The organism is Steroidobacter cummioxidans, assembly GCF_003104955.1.
In genome coordinates, this window is sequence record NZ_LSRW01000013.1 from 129,561 (window position 1) to 145,896 (window position 16,336).

General features: G+C 63.0%; 11 protein-coding genes. 10 read left to right on the forward strand and 1 reads right to left on the reverse strand.

Annotated elements, in window-relative coordinates:
• Positions 1-90: 90 nt before the first annotated feature.
• The 9 genes from D0550_RS09280 to D0550_RS09320 all read left to right on the forward strand — a co-directional run bounded on the left by D0550_RS09280 (position 91) and on the right by D0550_RS09320 (position 10,637).
• Entirely contained in the window at positions 91-786 is a 696-nt protein-coding gene (locus D0550_RS09280) for a response regulator (RefSeq protein WP_116808836.1), read from the forward strand.
• 296 nt (positions 787-1,082) lie between these two features.
• Entirely contained in the window at positions 1,083-2,564 is a 1,482-nt protein-coding gene (locus D0550_RS09285; protein WP_161965726.1) for a PAS domain-containing sensor histidine kinase, read from the forward strand.
• A 57-nt stretch (positions 2,565-2,621) separates the two neighbouring features.
• Positions 2,622-3,344 (forward strand): response regulator, encoded by a 723-nt coding sequence (locus D0550_RS09290; RefSeq protein WP_116808838.1) that lies wholly within the window; start codon positions 2,622-2,624, stop codon positions 3,342-3,344.
• 24 nt (positions 3,345-3,368) lie between these two features.
• Positions 3,369-5,768 carry a PAS domain-containing protein gene (locus D0550_RS09295; RefSeq protein WP_116808839.1) on the forward strand — a complete coding sequence of 800 codons (2,400 nt, stop codon included), beginning with the start codon at positions 3,369-3,371 and terminating at the stop codon, positions 5,766-5,768.
• Positions 5,758-6,933: an EAL domain-containing response regulator gene (locus D0550_RS09300; protein WP_161965727.1), complete on the forward strand. Its 1,176-nt coding sequence runs from the start codon at positions 5,758-5,760 to the stop codon at positions 6,931-6,933. The genes D0550_RS09295 and D0550_RS09300 overlap by 11 nt, the downstream gene beginning before the upstream one ends.
• 501 nt (positions 6,934-7,434) lie before the next feature.
• On the forward strand, positions 7,435-7,965 hold the full coding sequence (locus tag D0550_RS09305) for an RNA polymerase sigma factor (protein WP_161965728.1): 531 nt from the start codon (positions 7,435-7,437) through the stop codon (positions 7,963-7,965).
• A complete protein-coding gene (locus D0550_RS09310; RefSeq protein WP_153067101.1) occupies positions 7,958-8,590 on the forward strand; it encodes a hypothetical protein in 633 nt (210 codons plus the stop codon). The genes D0550_RS09305 and D0550_RS09310 overlap by 8 nt, the downstream gene beginning before the upstream one ends.
• Complete coding sequence (locus D0550_RS09315) at positions 8,587-9,480, forward strand: DUF4097 family beta strand repeat-containing protein (RefSeq protein ID WP_116808843.1); 894 nt, start codon at positions 8,587-8,589, stop codon at positions 9,478-9,480. Before D0550_RS09310 ends, D0550_RS09315 begins: the two co-directional genes overlap by 4 nt.
• A 197-nt stretch (positions 9,481-9,677) precedes the next feature.
• The gene (locus D0550_RS09320) at positions 9,678-10,637 is read left to right on the forward strand and encodes a diguanylate cyclase (RefSeq protein ID WP_116808844.1); all 960 of its coding nucleotides are present in this window, start codon (positions 9,678-9,680) and stop codon (positions 10,635-10,637) included.
• Here the strand turns inward: D0550_RS09320 and D0550_RS09325 are convergent, their stop codons facing one another.
• A complete protein-coding gene (locus D0550_RS09325) occupies positions 10,638-13,925 on the reverse strand; it encodes a hybrid sensor histidine kinase/response regulator (protein ID WP_116808845.1) in 3,288 nt (1,095 codons plus the stop codon).
• Between the two features lie 199 nt (positions 13,926-14,124).
• Here D0550_RS09325 and D0550_RS09330 point away from each other — a divergent pair, with 199 nt between their 5' ends.
• Complete coding sequence (locus D0550_RS09330; RefSeq protein ID WP_116808846.1) at positions 14,125-16,296, forward strand: AsmA family protein; 2,172 nt, start codon at positions 14,125-14,127, stop codon at positions 16,294-16,296.
• Positions 16,297-16,336: the final 40 nt, after the last annotated feature.

Sequence of the window (16,336 nt, forward strand, 5' to 3'; positions counted from 1 at the left end):
TTGTGGAAAATGGGGATTGCTCCATGCTTGTGCCCTCGCAAGATTGACGGTACTACGGGGGCACGAGGCAGTCCCCTTTGAGGAAAGACTATGGCCGATCCAACAAGGATCCTGATCGTCGATGACCATCCATTTGTCCGTGAAGGATTGAAGCAACTGCTGGCAGGGCAGAGCGAATTTGTCCTGCAGGGAGAGGCTGCGTCGGTGCAGGCGGCGCAAACCGCCATTGCCGGCGAAGAGCCCGATGTCGCGGTCGTCGATCTGGCGCTGGGCCCGGATGACGGCATCGAACTGGTGCGCTGGATTCGCAATGACCATCCAAATGTCCGCGTGCTGGTGCTCTCGATGCAGGACGAAGCGCTCTATGCCGAGCGGCTGCTCCGCCTCGGAGTCAGTGGTTATGTAATGAAGAACGTCGCCGGCACCGATTTCCTTGGCGCGTTACGCAAGGTGGCTCGGGGCCAGCGGCATGTCAGTTCTGCCATGGGCGAGCGTTTGCTCAGCCAGGTGGCACGCGGCCGCTCGCCGGCGGCCGACGAAGATCCGGTCTCGGCATTGACCGATCGTGAGCTCGAAGTGTTTCGCCTGATCGGTGAAGGCATCAGCACCCGTGAAATTTCGCAACGGCTCGACCTGTCGATGAAGACGGTCGATGCGCATCGTCGTCACATGCGCGAAAAATTGAATCTGCGCTCGACCAGTGAGTTGATTCGCTACGCGACGCAGTGGGTGTCCGACAAAGGCGATGCTTCGGATGCCGCCGCGTCCCCTAGTGGGACTCACTGAGTAAAAACTACTAAGCGCCTCCCAGTGAGTGTGACAAGCATCACACTCACTGCGTTCCCCAGCGCCTCGTTTCGGCTAGCGCGCCACATATAAGTAATTGCCCTGGTTGGCTTTATCCAACCAAGCGAGAAACACGCCACACTCCACGCAAAGGCGCGCACACCGCCTGTGACATTAAGGGAGTGGCTGATATCCCCTACAACGCCGCTCCAACACCATGCTGCCCTTAGTGCGTGGGCAGCTTGTTCTGCCCCCACGCGTTCTGCCTTTGTCGCCCCCGCAGGGAACAGCACGGCTTGAATATCGCGAAAACATTCGACCTTCCGCTCGGCGGCGCTACGCCCGTCGAGGCTGGGCTGCGCACGACGCTGCAGACGGACACGATCCGGCAGCTGGTCGGCGCGGTTGCCGAATTCGTATTCGTGGTCGATCGCGGTCTGCGGGTGTTGATGGCGAATCGCGGTATCGGTGAGCGCTCAGCCAAGCAGCTCGAAGGCGCGCTGGTCACCGATCTGTTCCCGCAAAGCCTGCATGCGCGCGCTCTCTCGACGATGCATCGAGTGCTCGCCAACGGTCAGGTCGACGGCTACGTCGCCGAGATCGAGGGCAACGACGGTCAGTCCCGCCATTTCGATGTGCGTGTCAGCCCGATCCGTGACGAGCAGAAAATCGTCGCGCTCGCGGTCGTGACCACTGAAACCACCGAACAAGTCCGGGCCGAGCGCGCCATCGCGACCCAGGCACGCATGATCGAATCCATGCTCGAAGGGGTCGCGGTGATCAACGAGCAGGGCGTCATCGAGATCACCAATCCGGCCTTCGACATGTTGTTCGGCTATCGGCGCGGCGAAGTCATCGGCCGCAACATGGCGCAGCTGGCGGGCTGGCCGTTCGAGCAGCCCGAGCGTTGGCAACCGCTGTCAGCGAAACACGGCCGCTCCATACAGGTGGAGTTCGACGGCCGCCGCCACGACGACACGCACTTCGCCGCCATGGGCGTGCTGTCCCGCTTCGAGGTCGCGGGTCGCAATCACAGCTTGCTGACGCTCCAGGATGTCAGTGAGCGCAAGCAGCTGGAGCGCGCCATCCTGCAAGCGGTCAGCCGCGAGCAATATCGCATCGGTAACGATCTACACGACGGCCTGGGTCAGGAGTTGACCGGCATCGCGCTGATGTTGCGCGGTCTGGCCGGCCGATTGACCAGCGAATACCCGGCGATTCTGCCGGAGATCGAGGGCATTACCCGGCTGGTGAACAGCTCGATCGAGAGCACGCGTGCGCTGGCGCGTGGTCTGTCGCCGGTCAATCTCGAGCGGGGCGGCCTGTCCGACGCGCTCGAAGGCCTGGCGATGCACGCGCAGGAGCTTTATGGGGTCGATGTCACTTGTACTCATCGAGTGAAGACGATTCGCCCGATGAGCACCGAATTGGCCAATCACCTGTATCGGATTGCGCAGGAAGCGGTTCGAAACGCGGTCCGCCACGGCCAGGCGCGGTCTATACGACTGCATTTACATGGGGCGCGCGCTAAGGTTCGGCTGACGGTAACCGACGACGGCATTGGCATGCCGTCCGACGCGGTGGACGCACCGGGCATGGGGCTGAAGATCATGCGGTATCGCGCACGGATCCTGGGCGGCGAAGTTCGTTTCGAGCGAGGCATGCCGGATAGCGCCTCTACCGAGGCCCGGCCCGGCACGCGGATCATCTGCGAATGTCCGCTCGAGCCGGCGGCCGATGCCGCGAAGGCACGTCGTCCCCGGCGGCGCGCCAGCTGAACGAGTTCATGGAAACGGCCTCGGCCGTTTCGACCAGTCAAAGTAGGAGTGATTGAAATGAGCGTTGGGCCTTCTCTGTTCAAACCGGCACACAAGCCCCCTGGTGTGTCCAAGGACCAGAAGCGCCGCGTGCTGATCGTCGACGACCATCCCATCGTCCGTCAGGGATTGCGGCGTTTGATCGAAGCGGAGGCGGATCTGGAAGTGTGCGGTGAGGCTGAGACGGCCCGTGACGCAAAGTCGATGATCCGCGAGCAGGAGCCGGACGCCGTCATCGTCGACGTGTCGCTCAAGCAGGGCGATGGCCTGGAATTGGTGAAAGACGCGCGCGCTCACTATCCGGCGCTGCCGTTGCTGGTGCTGTCGATGCATGACGAGGCGATCTATGCCGAGCGCATGCTGTCGGCGGGTGCGAATGGTTACATCATGAAACAGGCGGCCTCGGATCAATTCCTGATCGCGCTCCGGCGCGTGCTCGATGGCGGCATCTATGTGAGCGAAGCCGTCGGCAACAGCATGATCGAGAAGTTCGCCTCCGGCGGGGCGTACATCTCTTCGAATCCGGTCGACAGCCTGACCAATCGTGAGCTGCAGGTGCTGCACATGATCGGCAAGGGCCTGTCGACCCGACAGACTGCGGAAGCCTTGAACCTCAGCGTGAAGACCGTGGAATCGCATCGTCAACGTATCAAGCGCAAGCTGTCGCTGCGTACTTCGGCGCAACTGATGCAATACGCGGTCAACTGGTATGCCGGGAGGGAGCCGGGCGCGAAGCCTTAATTGCTCGCGCGCGACCGCGCAACAATGAACTCACTGCAAGGCCTGCTCGGCGGGAATCTCGTCAGTCTGGCCGTGGGCGTCGCCCTCGGCCTGGTGCCGGCGATCATTTCTCTCGCGCTGCTGGGCAAGCTCCGCGCCCACCTGCGCCGCCGACACGCGCAACTCACGGCCGCCAATCGACGCAATCAATCCATCGTCGAGGGCTCGGGCGAGGGCGTGCTCGAGCTCGATAACGTCGGCCATGTTCGTTACGCCAATCCAGCGGCGGCGAAGATGCTCGGCTACGAGACCGAAGAGCTCGCCGGCCTGGACTATCGCGTGCTCATCAATACGCAAGAGGACGGCGATTCGCGCACGGATCCGGTTCGCCGCGTGCGTTACACGACCGACATCATGCGGGGCGTCGGCGCGTTGCTGCGGAAGAAGAACGGCACGTTCCGGCCGGTCGAATACAAAATCCTGCCGGTGACCGAGGAAGGTGCGTCGGTCGGCACCGTGCTGGTGTTTCGTGACATCGGCGAGCGCGTGCGGCTCGACAACCTGCTCAAAGACATGCAAGCCACCGCCAAGATCGGCGGCTGGGAATACGATGTCACCAGCAAACAATTGCACTGGACCGAGGCGCTGTACGCCATCCACGATCTGCCGGTCGGACATCTGATCGATGTCGAGGCGCATCGGGCGTTCTTTCATCCCGAAGACCGCGTCAAGATGCAGAGCGCCGAGCGCATGGCGATCGATGCCGGCCTGCCGTCCGATCTGCTGTTGCGAATGACCAGCGCGCGCGGTCGTCAGCTCTGGGTGAGAAGCATCGTCAAGGCCGAGCGCCGTGGCGGCAACACGGTGCGTCTGCATGGCACGATCCAGGACGTGACCGATCTGGTCAGCGCCGAGCGCAAGCTGCGCGAGACGCGCGACTTCTTCGAGCTCACATTGAATGCCGTGCCGACGCCGGTGACCTACGTCAACGCGAACATGATCGTGACGTACGTGAACCGCGCGCTCGAAGAATGGCTTTCGCAGCCTGCGGACGCAGTGCTGGGCCGGCCGTTACGCGACAACATCAGCGACGAGCAGTTTTCCGAGATCGATCCGCTGATCAGAAAGGTCATGGCCGGCGAGTTCGTGCGCGTCACGCAGAGCGGCGTGCGCAATGGCCGGCATCGCGAGTGGCAGAATCACTTCGTGCCGCAGCTCGGCCCGAACGGCGAAGTGCTGGGTTTCTTCTCCATCGTCTACGACCTGACCGAGCAGAAGCGCCTCGAAGCGCGCCTCCTGCAGGCGCAGAAGATGGAAGCCATCGGTCAGCTCACCGGCGGCATCGCGCACGACTTCAACAATCTGCTCGGCGTGGTCATCGGCAACCTGCAGTTGCTCGATCGCAGCGTCGCCGAGACGCCGACGTTGGCGAGAAAAGTTCATACCGCCATGCGTGCCGCTGCGCGTGGTGCCGATTTGACGCGTCGCCTGCTCGCGTTCGCGCGTCGGCAGATCCTGGAACCGGCGGTGCTCGATTTGAATCGTCAGCTGTCCGGCTTGAGCGAGCTGGTCCAGCGCACCATTGGCGAGTCCATCGAAGTGCGTATGATTCAGGCGCACGATTTGTGGCACACCAGTGCCGACCCGGGCCAGTTCGAGAATGCGATCTTGAATCTCGCCATCAATGCGCGCGACGCCATGCCTCAGGGCGGGCGGCTCACGGTGCGCACTCAGAACGTCACGCTGGATGCCAAGTTCTGCAGCGACTATCCGTCCATCGAGCCCGGCGATTTCGTGGCCATCAGCGTCAACGACAATGGCGTCGGCATGGAGCCCGACGTGCTCAAGCGCGTGTTCGAGCCGTTCTTCACGACCAAGGAATCGGGCAAGGGCAGCGGCCTGGGCCTGGCGATGGTCGGCGGCTTTGCCGAGCAGGCGGGCGGTATCGCCACCATCGAAAGCACGATGGGAGTGGGCACCACCGTGAGCATCTTCCTGCCGCGCTCGAAAGAGGAACAATCCGATCGCGAAGACACCATCGTCACCCGGGTCGCACCGGGCGGTACCGAGACCATTCTGGTCGTCGAAGACGATGCCGATCTGCGCGATACCGTCGTGACCGCGCTGACTCAGCTCGGTTATCGCGCGCTCGCGGCTGCCAATGGCGCCGCGGCGGTGCGTATTCTTTCCGGACCGGAACGAATCGATCTGTTGTTCACCGATGTGATGATGCCTGGCGGCATGCTCGGACCGGCGCTGGCCAAGCGCGCCCGGGAGCTGCGCCCGGACATCGATGTGCTCTTTACAACCGGCTACGCCGACAACGCCGTGCTCGCAGGGACCGCCGGGCTCACGTCGTCGGATGTAATCCATAAACCCTATCGCAACGAAGATCTGGCTATGCGTATCCGCCATGTCCTCGATAGGGAGGCCCGTGTCGCCTGATCAATCCAACAAGCTGCTCGTCATCGACGATCAGCCCGACCTGTGCGAGTTCATCTCGGAGGCCGCGGCCGGTCTTGGCTTCGAATCCAAGGGCGTCACCGATCCGGAAGCGTTCCGGCGGGCCGTGCAGGAATTCCAGCCTTCGGTGGTGGTGCTCGATCTGCAAATGCCCGGTGCCGATGGCATCGAGCTGTTGCGTTATCTCGGCGAGCGCGGCAGCAAAGCCCAAATCCTGGTCGCCAGCGGCATGGATCAGCGGGTGCTGGCGACTGCGCAACAGATCGGCAAGGCCCACGGCCTGCAGATGCTGGGCGCGCTACAAAAGCCCATCCTGCTCGCCGATCTCGAAGCGACGTTGCGCCAATGTCTGAGCAGCGACACGCCGATCAGCGCCGCGGCGCTGACGGCCGCGCTCGATAAGCGAGAGATCACCGTTCACTATCAGCCGAAGGCGACGCGGATTGCGCCCAATCGCTGGATCGTCGAAGGCGTCGAAGCGCTGGCACGCTGGAATCACCCGTCGCTGGGGTTCGTCTCGCCGGTGCGGTTCATTCCTTTGGCCGAGAAAAACGGCCTGATTCGCCGGCTCACCGAGCAGGTGCTGGAAACGGCGCTGTCTCAATGCCGCGCGTGGGATGCCGTGGGCCTGCAGTTGTCCGTGGCGATCAACCTTTCGCCCCAGCTTTTGAACGATCTCGCCTTCCCCGATCAGGTCGCCCGCATGGCGGCGCAGGTCGGCGCCGATGCGCGGCGGATCATTTTCGAAGTGACCGAAAGCGCGGCCATGTTCGATCCGGGCACGACCATGGACGTGCTAACCCGCATGCGCGTGAAGAACTTCGGCCTGTCCATCGACGATTTCGGCACCGGCTACTCGTCGCTCAAGCAGTTGTACCTGATGCCGTTCAGCGAGCTGAAAATCGACAAGTCATTCGTGCGCGATGTCTTCGCTCACGAAGATGCCCGGACCATGGTGGAGACAATGGTGCTGCTCGCTCACAAGCTGCGCCTCACCGCCTGCGCCGAAGGCGTCGAATCCCAGGAAGTCCTCGACTTCCTCGACTCGGTCGGCTGCGACCGCGCGCAGGGCTATTTCATCGGCCGCCCGATGGCCGGCACGGCGCTGGAAATTGCCGTGCGCGAGTGGAACAGCAAGCAAAAGTAACGCTCGAGCCTATGGGCCGAGCCTCCGACGTTCGCATCGCGTGGCGAGCCGCCTGCGGCTCGCCTGTGAACCTCGGCCAAATTTAGTGCGACCAATGAACCGCGAAGCCGTCGTCCGGGCCTTCTGTCCTCCCGGCATTTAAAACGACAGGGAAGTCGTTTTGAAAGCGCCACAGGGACGTGAAGCAACGGCCGCGCGAGCGCGGCGAAGGGCTATGCGCGGTGCCGGGAGGACAGAAGGCCCGGACGGCGGCGCCCTGAATGCCCCAGCAACCCTTTTCTGCGACGATCCACGAGCAAAAAGCCCTTTACTGCTAAGCTCTTACCTAGGAAATCATCCGACCGCCCCCGGGCTTAAACCTTCCAGGCTGAAGCCGCATCGAACTCAACAAAGGCGGACGTAACACGCGAACGGAGTAGAGGGCGGAACTTGCAATACGGCGCTGGCGCCAATCAACCAGTCCCAGGGACTGGGGACCCTCTGCTCTCCGACGCGAGCCTGGTGACGGCTGCCCGGGGGGGCGATACGCGGGCGTTCGAGCGCCTGTATCGCGCCCACAGCGGCAAAGTTATGGGCCTGTGCCTGCGGATGACGCGGCGGCGGGACGTGGCGGAGGATTGCGTGCAACAGACATTCATCAGAGCGTGGCGGAACCTGCAGGCCTTCGAGGGCCGCAGCGCCTTCGGCACCTGGTTGCACCGGATCGCGGTGAACGAGGTGCTGAGCCACGGCCGCAATCACGGCACGCGCTCTGAATCCAATGAAGATGCGATCGAGAATGCCATCGCGGAGCCCGGCGACGGCAACAAAGAATACGACGCCGGCGAAGTGATGGATCTGGAGCGCGCGCTCACGACGTTGCCCGAGGGCGCGCGTCACGTGGTCGTGTTGCAGGCTGTGTATGGTTACAGCCACGAAGAATGCGCCGACATGCTCGGCATCGCAGTCGGTACCTGCAAGGCGCAACTGCATCGCGGACGAAAGTTGTTACGCGAGCGCATGGGCCTGGCGGCGGAGGCGGTCGATGACTAACACACGTAACGATTCTGGGAATCAACCGGACGATCCGTTGAGCCAGATGCTGGCGGCACTGCCCAAGGACGTGCAGCCCGAGCGCGATCTGTGGCAAGGCATTCAAGCCGAGATCACCCAGACGCCCATCGTCACCGACCGCGCACCGGTCGTGCACTTTGCCTCCTCGCGCTGGTTTCAGCTCGCTGCGGGGGTGCTTCTCGTGCTCGCCACATCTCTCACTACGTTTGTCATTACGCGTCAGTCCATGGAGAAGGACGCCGCCATGCAGATGGCTCAACAGCAACAGCAGGCCCCCGTGCCGACGGCCACCGCGCCGCTGAATGCGATGCCGGTGAGCTTCGGTCCCGAAGCGCTCGGCGCCGACTACTTGAAAGCCCGCTCGGAGCTCGACCGACGCTTCGAGGAGCGGATCAAGACACTGGCGCCCTCGACGCGCGCCAAGCTGGAACGCAACCTCGCCGATCTGCGGCACGCGGCTAACGAGATTTCCGAGACACTGGCCGAGAACCCTTCCGATCCGCTGCTGCAGGATCTGTTGATGTCCACTTATCAGCGCGAGCTGCAGCTGCTCGCCGACGTTGGCGAAGTGCCGCTTTCCCATCCCCTGAGGACCGATCTATGAATGCCACCGTGTCAGCAGCGCTGCGAGCAGCCTTGGCCATGGCCATGCTGACGGCGGCAGCGCACGCCGGTGCCGAGGAGATTTCCAAGACTTTGCCGGCCGATGCGCGCGGCGAGGTGGAGATCGTCAACGTCGCGGGCGTGGTCGAAGTCACAGGCTGGGATCGTGCCGAAGTGCAGGTCGATGCCGACCTCGGCCGCAGCGTCGAGCGGCTGGATTTTCGCAGCGAAGGTTCGCGTACCTATATCAAGGTCGTACTGCCGAGGGGCGGCGGCTCCGGTGCCAGCGAGCTGCGGGTGAAAGTACCCAGGGACAGCGGCCTGACCATCAACACCGTGAGCGCCGATCAATCGATCAAGGCGGTGCGCGGCTCGCAGCGCCTGCAGGCTGTCAGCGGCGGCATCGAAACCGAGTTCGGCCCCGGCGACCTGGAGTTGAAAACTGTCAGCGGCGACATCATCGCGCGCGGCGACGGCAAGGGACTGGTTCGTGCCACCACGGTGAGCGGCGATATGCAGATCGCCAAGGGCGGCCCGGAGATCGATCTGAACACCGTGTCCGGCGACATGATCGTGACGCTCGACCAGCTCGATCGCGGCCGGATCAAGACCACCAATGGCGATCTGAATCTGACCGCGGCACTCGGCAACGACGCCCGCGTCGAGGCCGAAGCCATCAACGGCGATCTGCATTTCACTTTGCGCGGCGAGGTCAATGCCGAGTTCGATATTGAGACTTTCAATGGCGATATCGACAACTGCTTCGGTCCCAAGCCGACCCGCACTCGTCAATTCGGTCCAGGCAATGAGCTGCGCTTCACACAAGGCAAGGGCGATGGACGCATTCGTATCAAGACGCTGAATGGCGGCGTCATGGTCTGTAAGCGTTAGTCTTGCAAGGTTTGGCAAGGAATGTGACGTCCTTCGCACCGCTGCGCGATGATTCGGCAACAGGCGCACCGTAGCGGGCCGGATATATAACTTCCGCCAGGGATAGCGCTGTCGCCTCTGAGGGGTGGCCGTAAATGTGATTAATTGCCACCGTGGCGCTTTGCGGCAGAAGCCGCCACCGGGTACGATCCGCGGCGATGTCTGCAACCCCCTCCGACAATCCCGCTGCACAACCAGCCTGGCGGATTCTGCTCGTCGATGACGAGCCGACGCAGCGTCTGATCGTGGCGCGGCTGCTCAAGCGGGCCGGTTACGAGGTCGAGATGGCGGCCAACGGTCGCGAGGCGCTCGCCAAGCTGGAGCAGGGCGACTTCCCGTTGATGATCACCGACTGGGAAATGCCGGAAATGGACGGCGTGGCGCTGTGCCGCGCGTTGCGCTCCAAGGAGCGGGGCTACACATACACCATCCTGCTCACCTCGCGAGATGCCATCGAGCACCTGGTCGCGGGTCTGCAGTCCGGCGCCGACGATTATCTGATCAAGCCGGTGGTCGAGCCGGAGCTGATCGCGCGGTTGAGCACCGGTCGGCGCATTGTCACGCTGGAGCGTTCGTTACGCGCCGCGAATGAAGAAAATCGGCGGTTGTCGATCACCGACCCGCTGACCGGCGTATACAACCGTCGTTATTTGATGGAACAACTGCCGCGGGAGATCGACCGCGCGGCCCGCTATGGCCGCCAGCTCGCCGCCATCATGTGCGACGTCGACTTCTTCAAGAAGATCAATGATACCCACGGCCACCTGACCGGCGACGAAGTCTTGAAGTGGTTCGGTCACGCGCTCAAGAAAGGCGTGCGCTCCAGCGACTGGATCGCCCGCTACGGCGGCGAGGAATTCGTCATCGTGCTGCCGGAGACCAATGTCGCCAACGCCGCCCTGGCAGCCGAGCATCTGCGCAAATACATTGCCGAGCAGCCGTTCAAACCGGCGTCTGGCGAGGAATTCACCGTGTCCGCCAGCTTTGGTGTCTCTGGCTGGCGGGACAAGGTGCCGCAGGGGGCCACGCTCGATAGCCTGATGGCGCGCTGTGACTCCGGCGTCTACGCCAGCAAGGCCGCCGGCCGGAATCGCATCTCTACTGAAAGCCAGGACTGATCAGCCCGCCTTGGCCGCAGGCTCCGGCGCGTACTGAATCAGGAATTCCTTGGCGCGCTCCAGCTCTGTCGCCAGCTGCGCGACCAGCTCGCCCAATCGCTGCTGATCCAGACTCGAGGCTTGTGCTTCGAGCATGTGCGACAGATCGCGCAAAGGCTCGGCATGCACATTCGCACTGGCGCCCTTCAGCTTGTGCGCGATGCGGCTCAAGCCAGCGCGATCGAGCGCGGCCAGGGCGGCACGTGCTTCATCCAGCGCCTGCTCGCCGCTGGCGATGAATGTCGCCACCAGTTCGCGGGTGAATTCCGGATCGCCGTCGGTCAATTCGTTGAGCCGTGACAAATGCACCGGCACATTGGCATCGGCGCTGTCCGCCGATGTTTCCTCGGCCGTGATGCGCAGGCCGAACTTGGTCAATACTTCGTGCAAGCGGGGGATTTCCAGTGGCTTGGTGAGGAATGCATCCATGCCCGCTTCCATGCAACGTTCCAGTTGACTGGCCATGGCATTGGCCGTCAGCGCCACGATGGGCGCGTTCGGCCGGCCGTCGCCAGTCTCGCGTTCGCGGATGCGCAGCGTGGCGGTGAGACCGTCCATCACTGGCATCTGCAGGTCCATGAGAATCAGATCGAATGTGGTTTCTTCGCAGGCGCGTACCGCTTCGACACCGTTGTCCGCGACGCGCACCGTGCAGCCCATGCGCTCCAGGAAACGAACCGCGACCTTCTGATTGACCGCGTTGTCTTCCACCAGCAGCACGGTGCCGCGATAGGCTTCAGCGATGTGCGCCGCCAGCGTGTTGCGAGTAACGATCGGCTGGCTTTTCATGTGCCACGTCTTGGCGTCATGTGCGAGTACGCGATCGAGGCACTCGAGCAATTCGCGGGCGCGAATCGGTTTGGTGAGATAAGCGGCGAAGCCCAGCGCTGCGAAGCGATGGATGTCGCCATGGCCGTCCATCGAGGTGAGCATCACCAGGCGTGCCTGCGATAGTTGCGCATCGGCGTTGATGCGCTCGCCGAGCGTCGCGCCGTCCATGTCGTGCATGCGGTGATCGGCGAGGACCACTTCGAACGGCTGACCGTCGACAGCCGCTGTATGTAACAAGCTCATCGCCTCGATGCCGCCCGCGGCGAGGCTCACCTCGAAACCGGCGTGCATGAGCTGGCCAGCGACCACGCGTCGATTCGTTTCGTTGTCGTCGACCACGAGCACACGTCGGCCGACGCGTGTGAGAACGAGCGCCGGCGCTGCCGCCAGCGCGGCTTGAGCCTCCGCTCCGGGCAGCGGCAGCGTGAACCAGAAGCGCGAACCTTTGTTGAGCTCGCTCTGCGCGCCGACTTCGCCGCCCATCATCTGCACCAGCCGCCGCACGATGGACAATCCGAGCCCTGTGCCACCGAAGTGACGGGTGGTCGACGAGTCCGCCTGGACGAACGGTTGAAACAGGTTCTGCAACGTGCCGGCAGCGATGCCGATACCCGTGTCGCGCACTTCGAAGCGCGAGCGGAGTTGGCCGTCGCGCCAATCGACGCTGCTCACCTCGATGACGATCTCACCTTCGCGGGTGAACTTGATGGCGTTGCTGATCAGGTTGATCAAACATTGACGAATGCGCTGCGGATCGCCGACGACGCGATCCGGCACGTCCGGATGGATGTGCACGACCAGCTCGAGATTCTTCGCGGCGGCCTGGAACGCGAGCATCACCGCGGCATCTTCCACTGTGTTGCGCAGGTCCAGCTCCAGCGCTTCGATATCGAGCTTGCCGGCCTCGATCTTGGAAAAATCCAGGATGTCGTTGATGACGATCAGCAGCGAATCGGCGCTGGAGCGAATGGTTTCAGCGTAATCGCGCTGCGTGCGATTGAGCGGACTTTCCAGCAACAGGCCAGTCATGCCGATGATGCCGTTCATCGGCGTGCGGATCTCGTGACTGACGTTGGCGAGGAACTCGCTCTTTGCCCGGTTGGCGCTCTCGGCAGCCTCGGTCGCGCGCAGCAGTGCTTCTCGCGCGGAGCGAGCTTCGGTCACATCCTGCAACGAGCCGGACAAACGCAAGGGTCGACCTTGCGCATCGCGTTCGGCGGTCGCGCGGGCGCGGTACCAACGATATTCGGCCCACTTGGTTCGCAAACGAATTTCGACGTCGTACGGCATGCGCTGCTGGAAATGCAAGCGCGTGGCGTTGGCGACGGCTTCGGCGTCATCCGGGTGCAGGCATTGTTTGAGGAAATTTGCGCCGGCCGGCAATTCCGAATATTCATAACCCAGCAACTCGGCGAGACGCGGCGAATGCCAGCTCGAGCCGTCTGCATCCATTTCCCACAAGCCGTCCTGCGTGCCATTGATGGCGCGCTCCAGGCGTTGCTGAGTGAGCCGCAGCGCATCTTCGGCGAGCTTCTGTTCGTGCACGTCTTGAATGGAGCCGGCGATCGACAGGGCGCGTCCCTGCTCGTCGCGTTCGGCCATGCCGCGATGGCGGAACCAGCGATATTCGCCGCTCTTCATGCGCAGACGTAGCGAGGTATCCAGCGGCACGGCTTCTTCCACATGTCGCAGCCAGGCTTCTCGCGCTCGTCCCACATCCTCCGGGTGGACGCGGTGTGAAGCCCCATCCGCGCCGGTGTCGAGCTCGCCATCTTCGTAACCCAGCAAGGCGTGATAGCTCGAGGAGAACCACATACGCCCGCCATGCATCAGGTCTTTTTCCCAATGACCTTCGGAGCTGGAGAGGGATGCGCGCTCCAGTCGCTTCTCCACCTCCCGCAGCATCTGAGTCTGCTGTTGCAGGCGTTCGGCGGCTTCGATTTCATCGGTGATGTCACGGGTGACGCCGATCAATTCACCCTGCGGACGGGCCGGGCTGGCCGGCAACTTGCGGAAATGGGTTTGAATGTGACGGATCTGAGCGTCGCCGCGAACGATGCGAGTCCGCACCGAGCCGCCGTGGTTCGGTCCATCGGCCTGCGAGTACAGCTCCAGGTGGGTCCGTTCGCGATCGTCGGGATGGACGGGCTGCATGCCATCGCCGACCACGGCGTCGCAGGCGAGGATGCGTTGCAGAGTGGGATCGCAGACCACGCGGCGCGTGGCGATATCCAGGCGCCAGACACCGATGCCGGCGATCTCCGTCGCAAGCTTCAGCTCGGCACGCAAGGTGTCTTCCTCGAGCTCGCCAGACTGACGCGATACGCCCCGCGTGCGCAAATACGCCCACAACGCGCCGGCGCCCAGCAGGGCGCCCAGCACGATGCTGGCGAGGTGCGTAACGTCGAACTGAACCATTGATCCGCCAATCCGATGGCCTGGGGGAGGCACGACACCATCTGTATCGGCAGGGGACAAGGAAGCCTGCCCATCCCATCGGATTTTCAGGCATTGCCTTAGTTGCGGCGCGAATCGACCCGTCGGCCACTGTGAACCAGTCCCACATCCCGGCTGTTAGAATCCCGTAGCTTGTGACCTTGCTCACAAAGGAGCGGACATGCGGGCATTGAAGATCGCCGGGATCGTGGTCGGCAGCATCGTGGCACTGATCGTGGTGGCACTGCTGGCGGTGGTGTTGTTCGTCGACCCGAACGATTATCGCGACGACATCGAGCGCATCGTCGAGAGCAAGACCGGCCGGCAGCTGAGCTTGAGCGGCGACCTGCATTTGTCGATTTTTCCCTGGCTGGCGCTCGAGGCCGGCCCTGCCAGCCTGGGTGACGCGCCCGGCTTCGGCGATGAGCCCTTCGTGTCCATTCAGCAAGCGCGGGTCGGGGTGCGCCTGCTGCCATTGCTCCGGGGCAAGATCGAAGTCGGCAATGTTCGCCTGGCGGGTGCGCGGATCCGCCTCATCACCGACGAGCAGGGGCGTAACAACTGGGCCGACCTGGGCGAGCAGAAAGAGGCCACCACGCCGGCGCCTGCCGGTGAGCAGCCCATGGAAGTGCCGACCATCGCGGGCCTGGAGATCGAGGACGCTGCGGTCACCCTGGAGAACCGCCAGGAGAAAACGCGCCAGGTGGTGCGTAATTTCAATCTGAAGACCGGCCGCCTGGCCTCGGGCGAGCCGTTCGATCTGACCACCGACTTCGTGCTCGACCAGGAACCGTCGCTGTCCGCGAAAGTGCGTCTCGCGACCACGGTGACTGCGGATCTCGAAGCCAACGCGCATCGGCTGGCGAAGCCGCAGATCGATGTCACGCTCACCGGGCAGGGTTATCCCAGGGAAGGTATCCCGGTAAAGATCGCTGCCAATGCCCTCAGCGCGGATGTCGGCAAGGAGCTGTATCGTCTCGATGCATTGCACGTGACGACGACCTGGAAGGGCGAAGGCTTTCCGAGCACCGGTGTGCCGGTCACGCTGCAAGCGAAAGATTTCAATGCGAACCTCGCGGCACAGACGCTCGAGCTCAGCGGTCTCGATCTGGATGTGGCCGGCGGTCATCTCACCGGCTCGCTCACCGGCAAGGAAATTCTCGACGCACCGGCGCTGACTGGCCCGCTCAAGCTCGATCAGATCTCGCTGCGCACCTGGGCGCCGAAGCTCGGTGTGTCGCTGCCCACGACCACCGATCCGAAAGTGTTCGAAAAGCTGAGTTTCTCCGGCACCGTGTCGATGACCAAAACCAGCGCGGACGTGGGCGACATCGTGCTGCAGCTCGATGACACGATCGCCAAAGGCATGCTTGGGGTCGCGGACTTCGCCTCCAAGGCATTGCGCTTCGATCTGAACGTCGATCGCATCAACGCCGATCGTTACCTGCCGCCGCCAGCGGAGCAGCCGGCCAAGACTGCTACCAAAGAGCCGCCGACACCGATTCCGGTGGAAACATTGCGAGCGTTGAACGCGCGCGGCCAGCTGCAAGTCGGTGAGGCGATCTTTGCCGGCATCAAATTCACCAAGCTCAAGCTCGGCGTGAACGCGCGTGACGGCAAGGTGCGCTTCAATCCTTCGCAGGCCTCGATGTACGGCGGCAATTACACTGGCGACATCGGCATCGATGCCACGGGCAATGTGGCGCGCATCACGCTTGATGAGCACATCAGCGGCGTCGACTTCGCGCCGTTGTTCAAGGATTTCTTCGAGACCGAGCGCGTCTCCGGCAAGGGCAGCGCCAATATCAAACTGGCCGGCTCGGGCAAGAACACCGACGACGTCATGAAGACGCTCGACGGCACGGTCGATTTCAAAGTGGCGGATGGTGCGCTCGAGGGCGCGGATCTTTGGTATGAGATTCGTCGTGCTCGCGCGGTGCTGAAACAACAGGCGATTCCGGAACGTACCGGTCCGGCGCGCACACCCTTTACTGCGCTGACGGGCAGCGGCGTGATGAAGAACGGCGTGCTTTCCAACAACGACTTGAACGTCGCCATGCAGTACCTGAAGGTGACGGGGCAGGGCACGGTCGACATTCCGGCCAGCACGCTCGACTATCGGTTGATTGCTGCGGTGCTGAAGATTCCGCGTGAAGGCGCCGATACCGCGGAAATGCAGGATATGGTGGATGCGGAGATCCCGGTGAAAATTACCGGCTCGCTCACCGATCCGAAGGTGCGCCCCGATCTGGAGGGCTACCTGAAGAACGAGCTCAAGCAGCGCGTCGACAAGGAAAAGGGTAAGGTCGAGGAGAAGCTGAAGGACAAGCTCAAGGACTTGTTCAAGCGTTGAAACCAAAGCGCCATGGCGGGCGACTTATGCTGTATGTGTC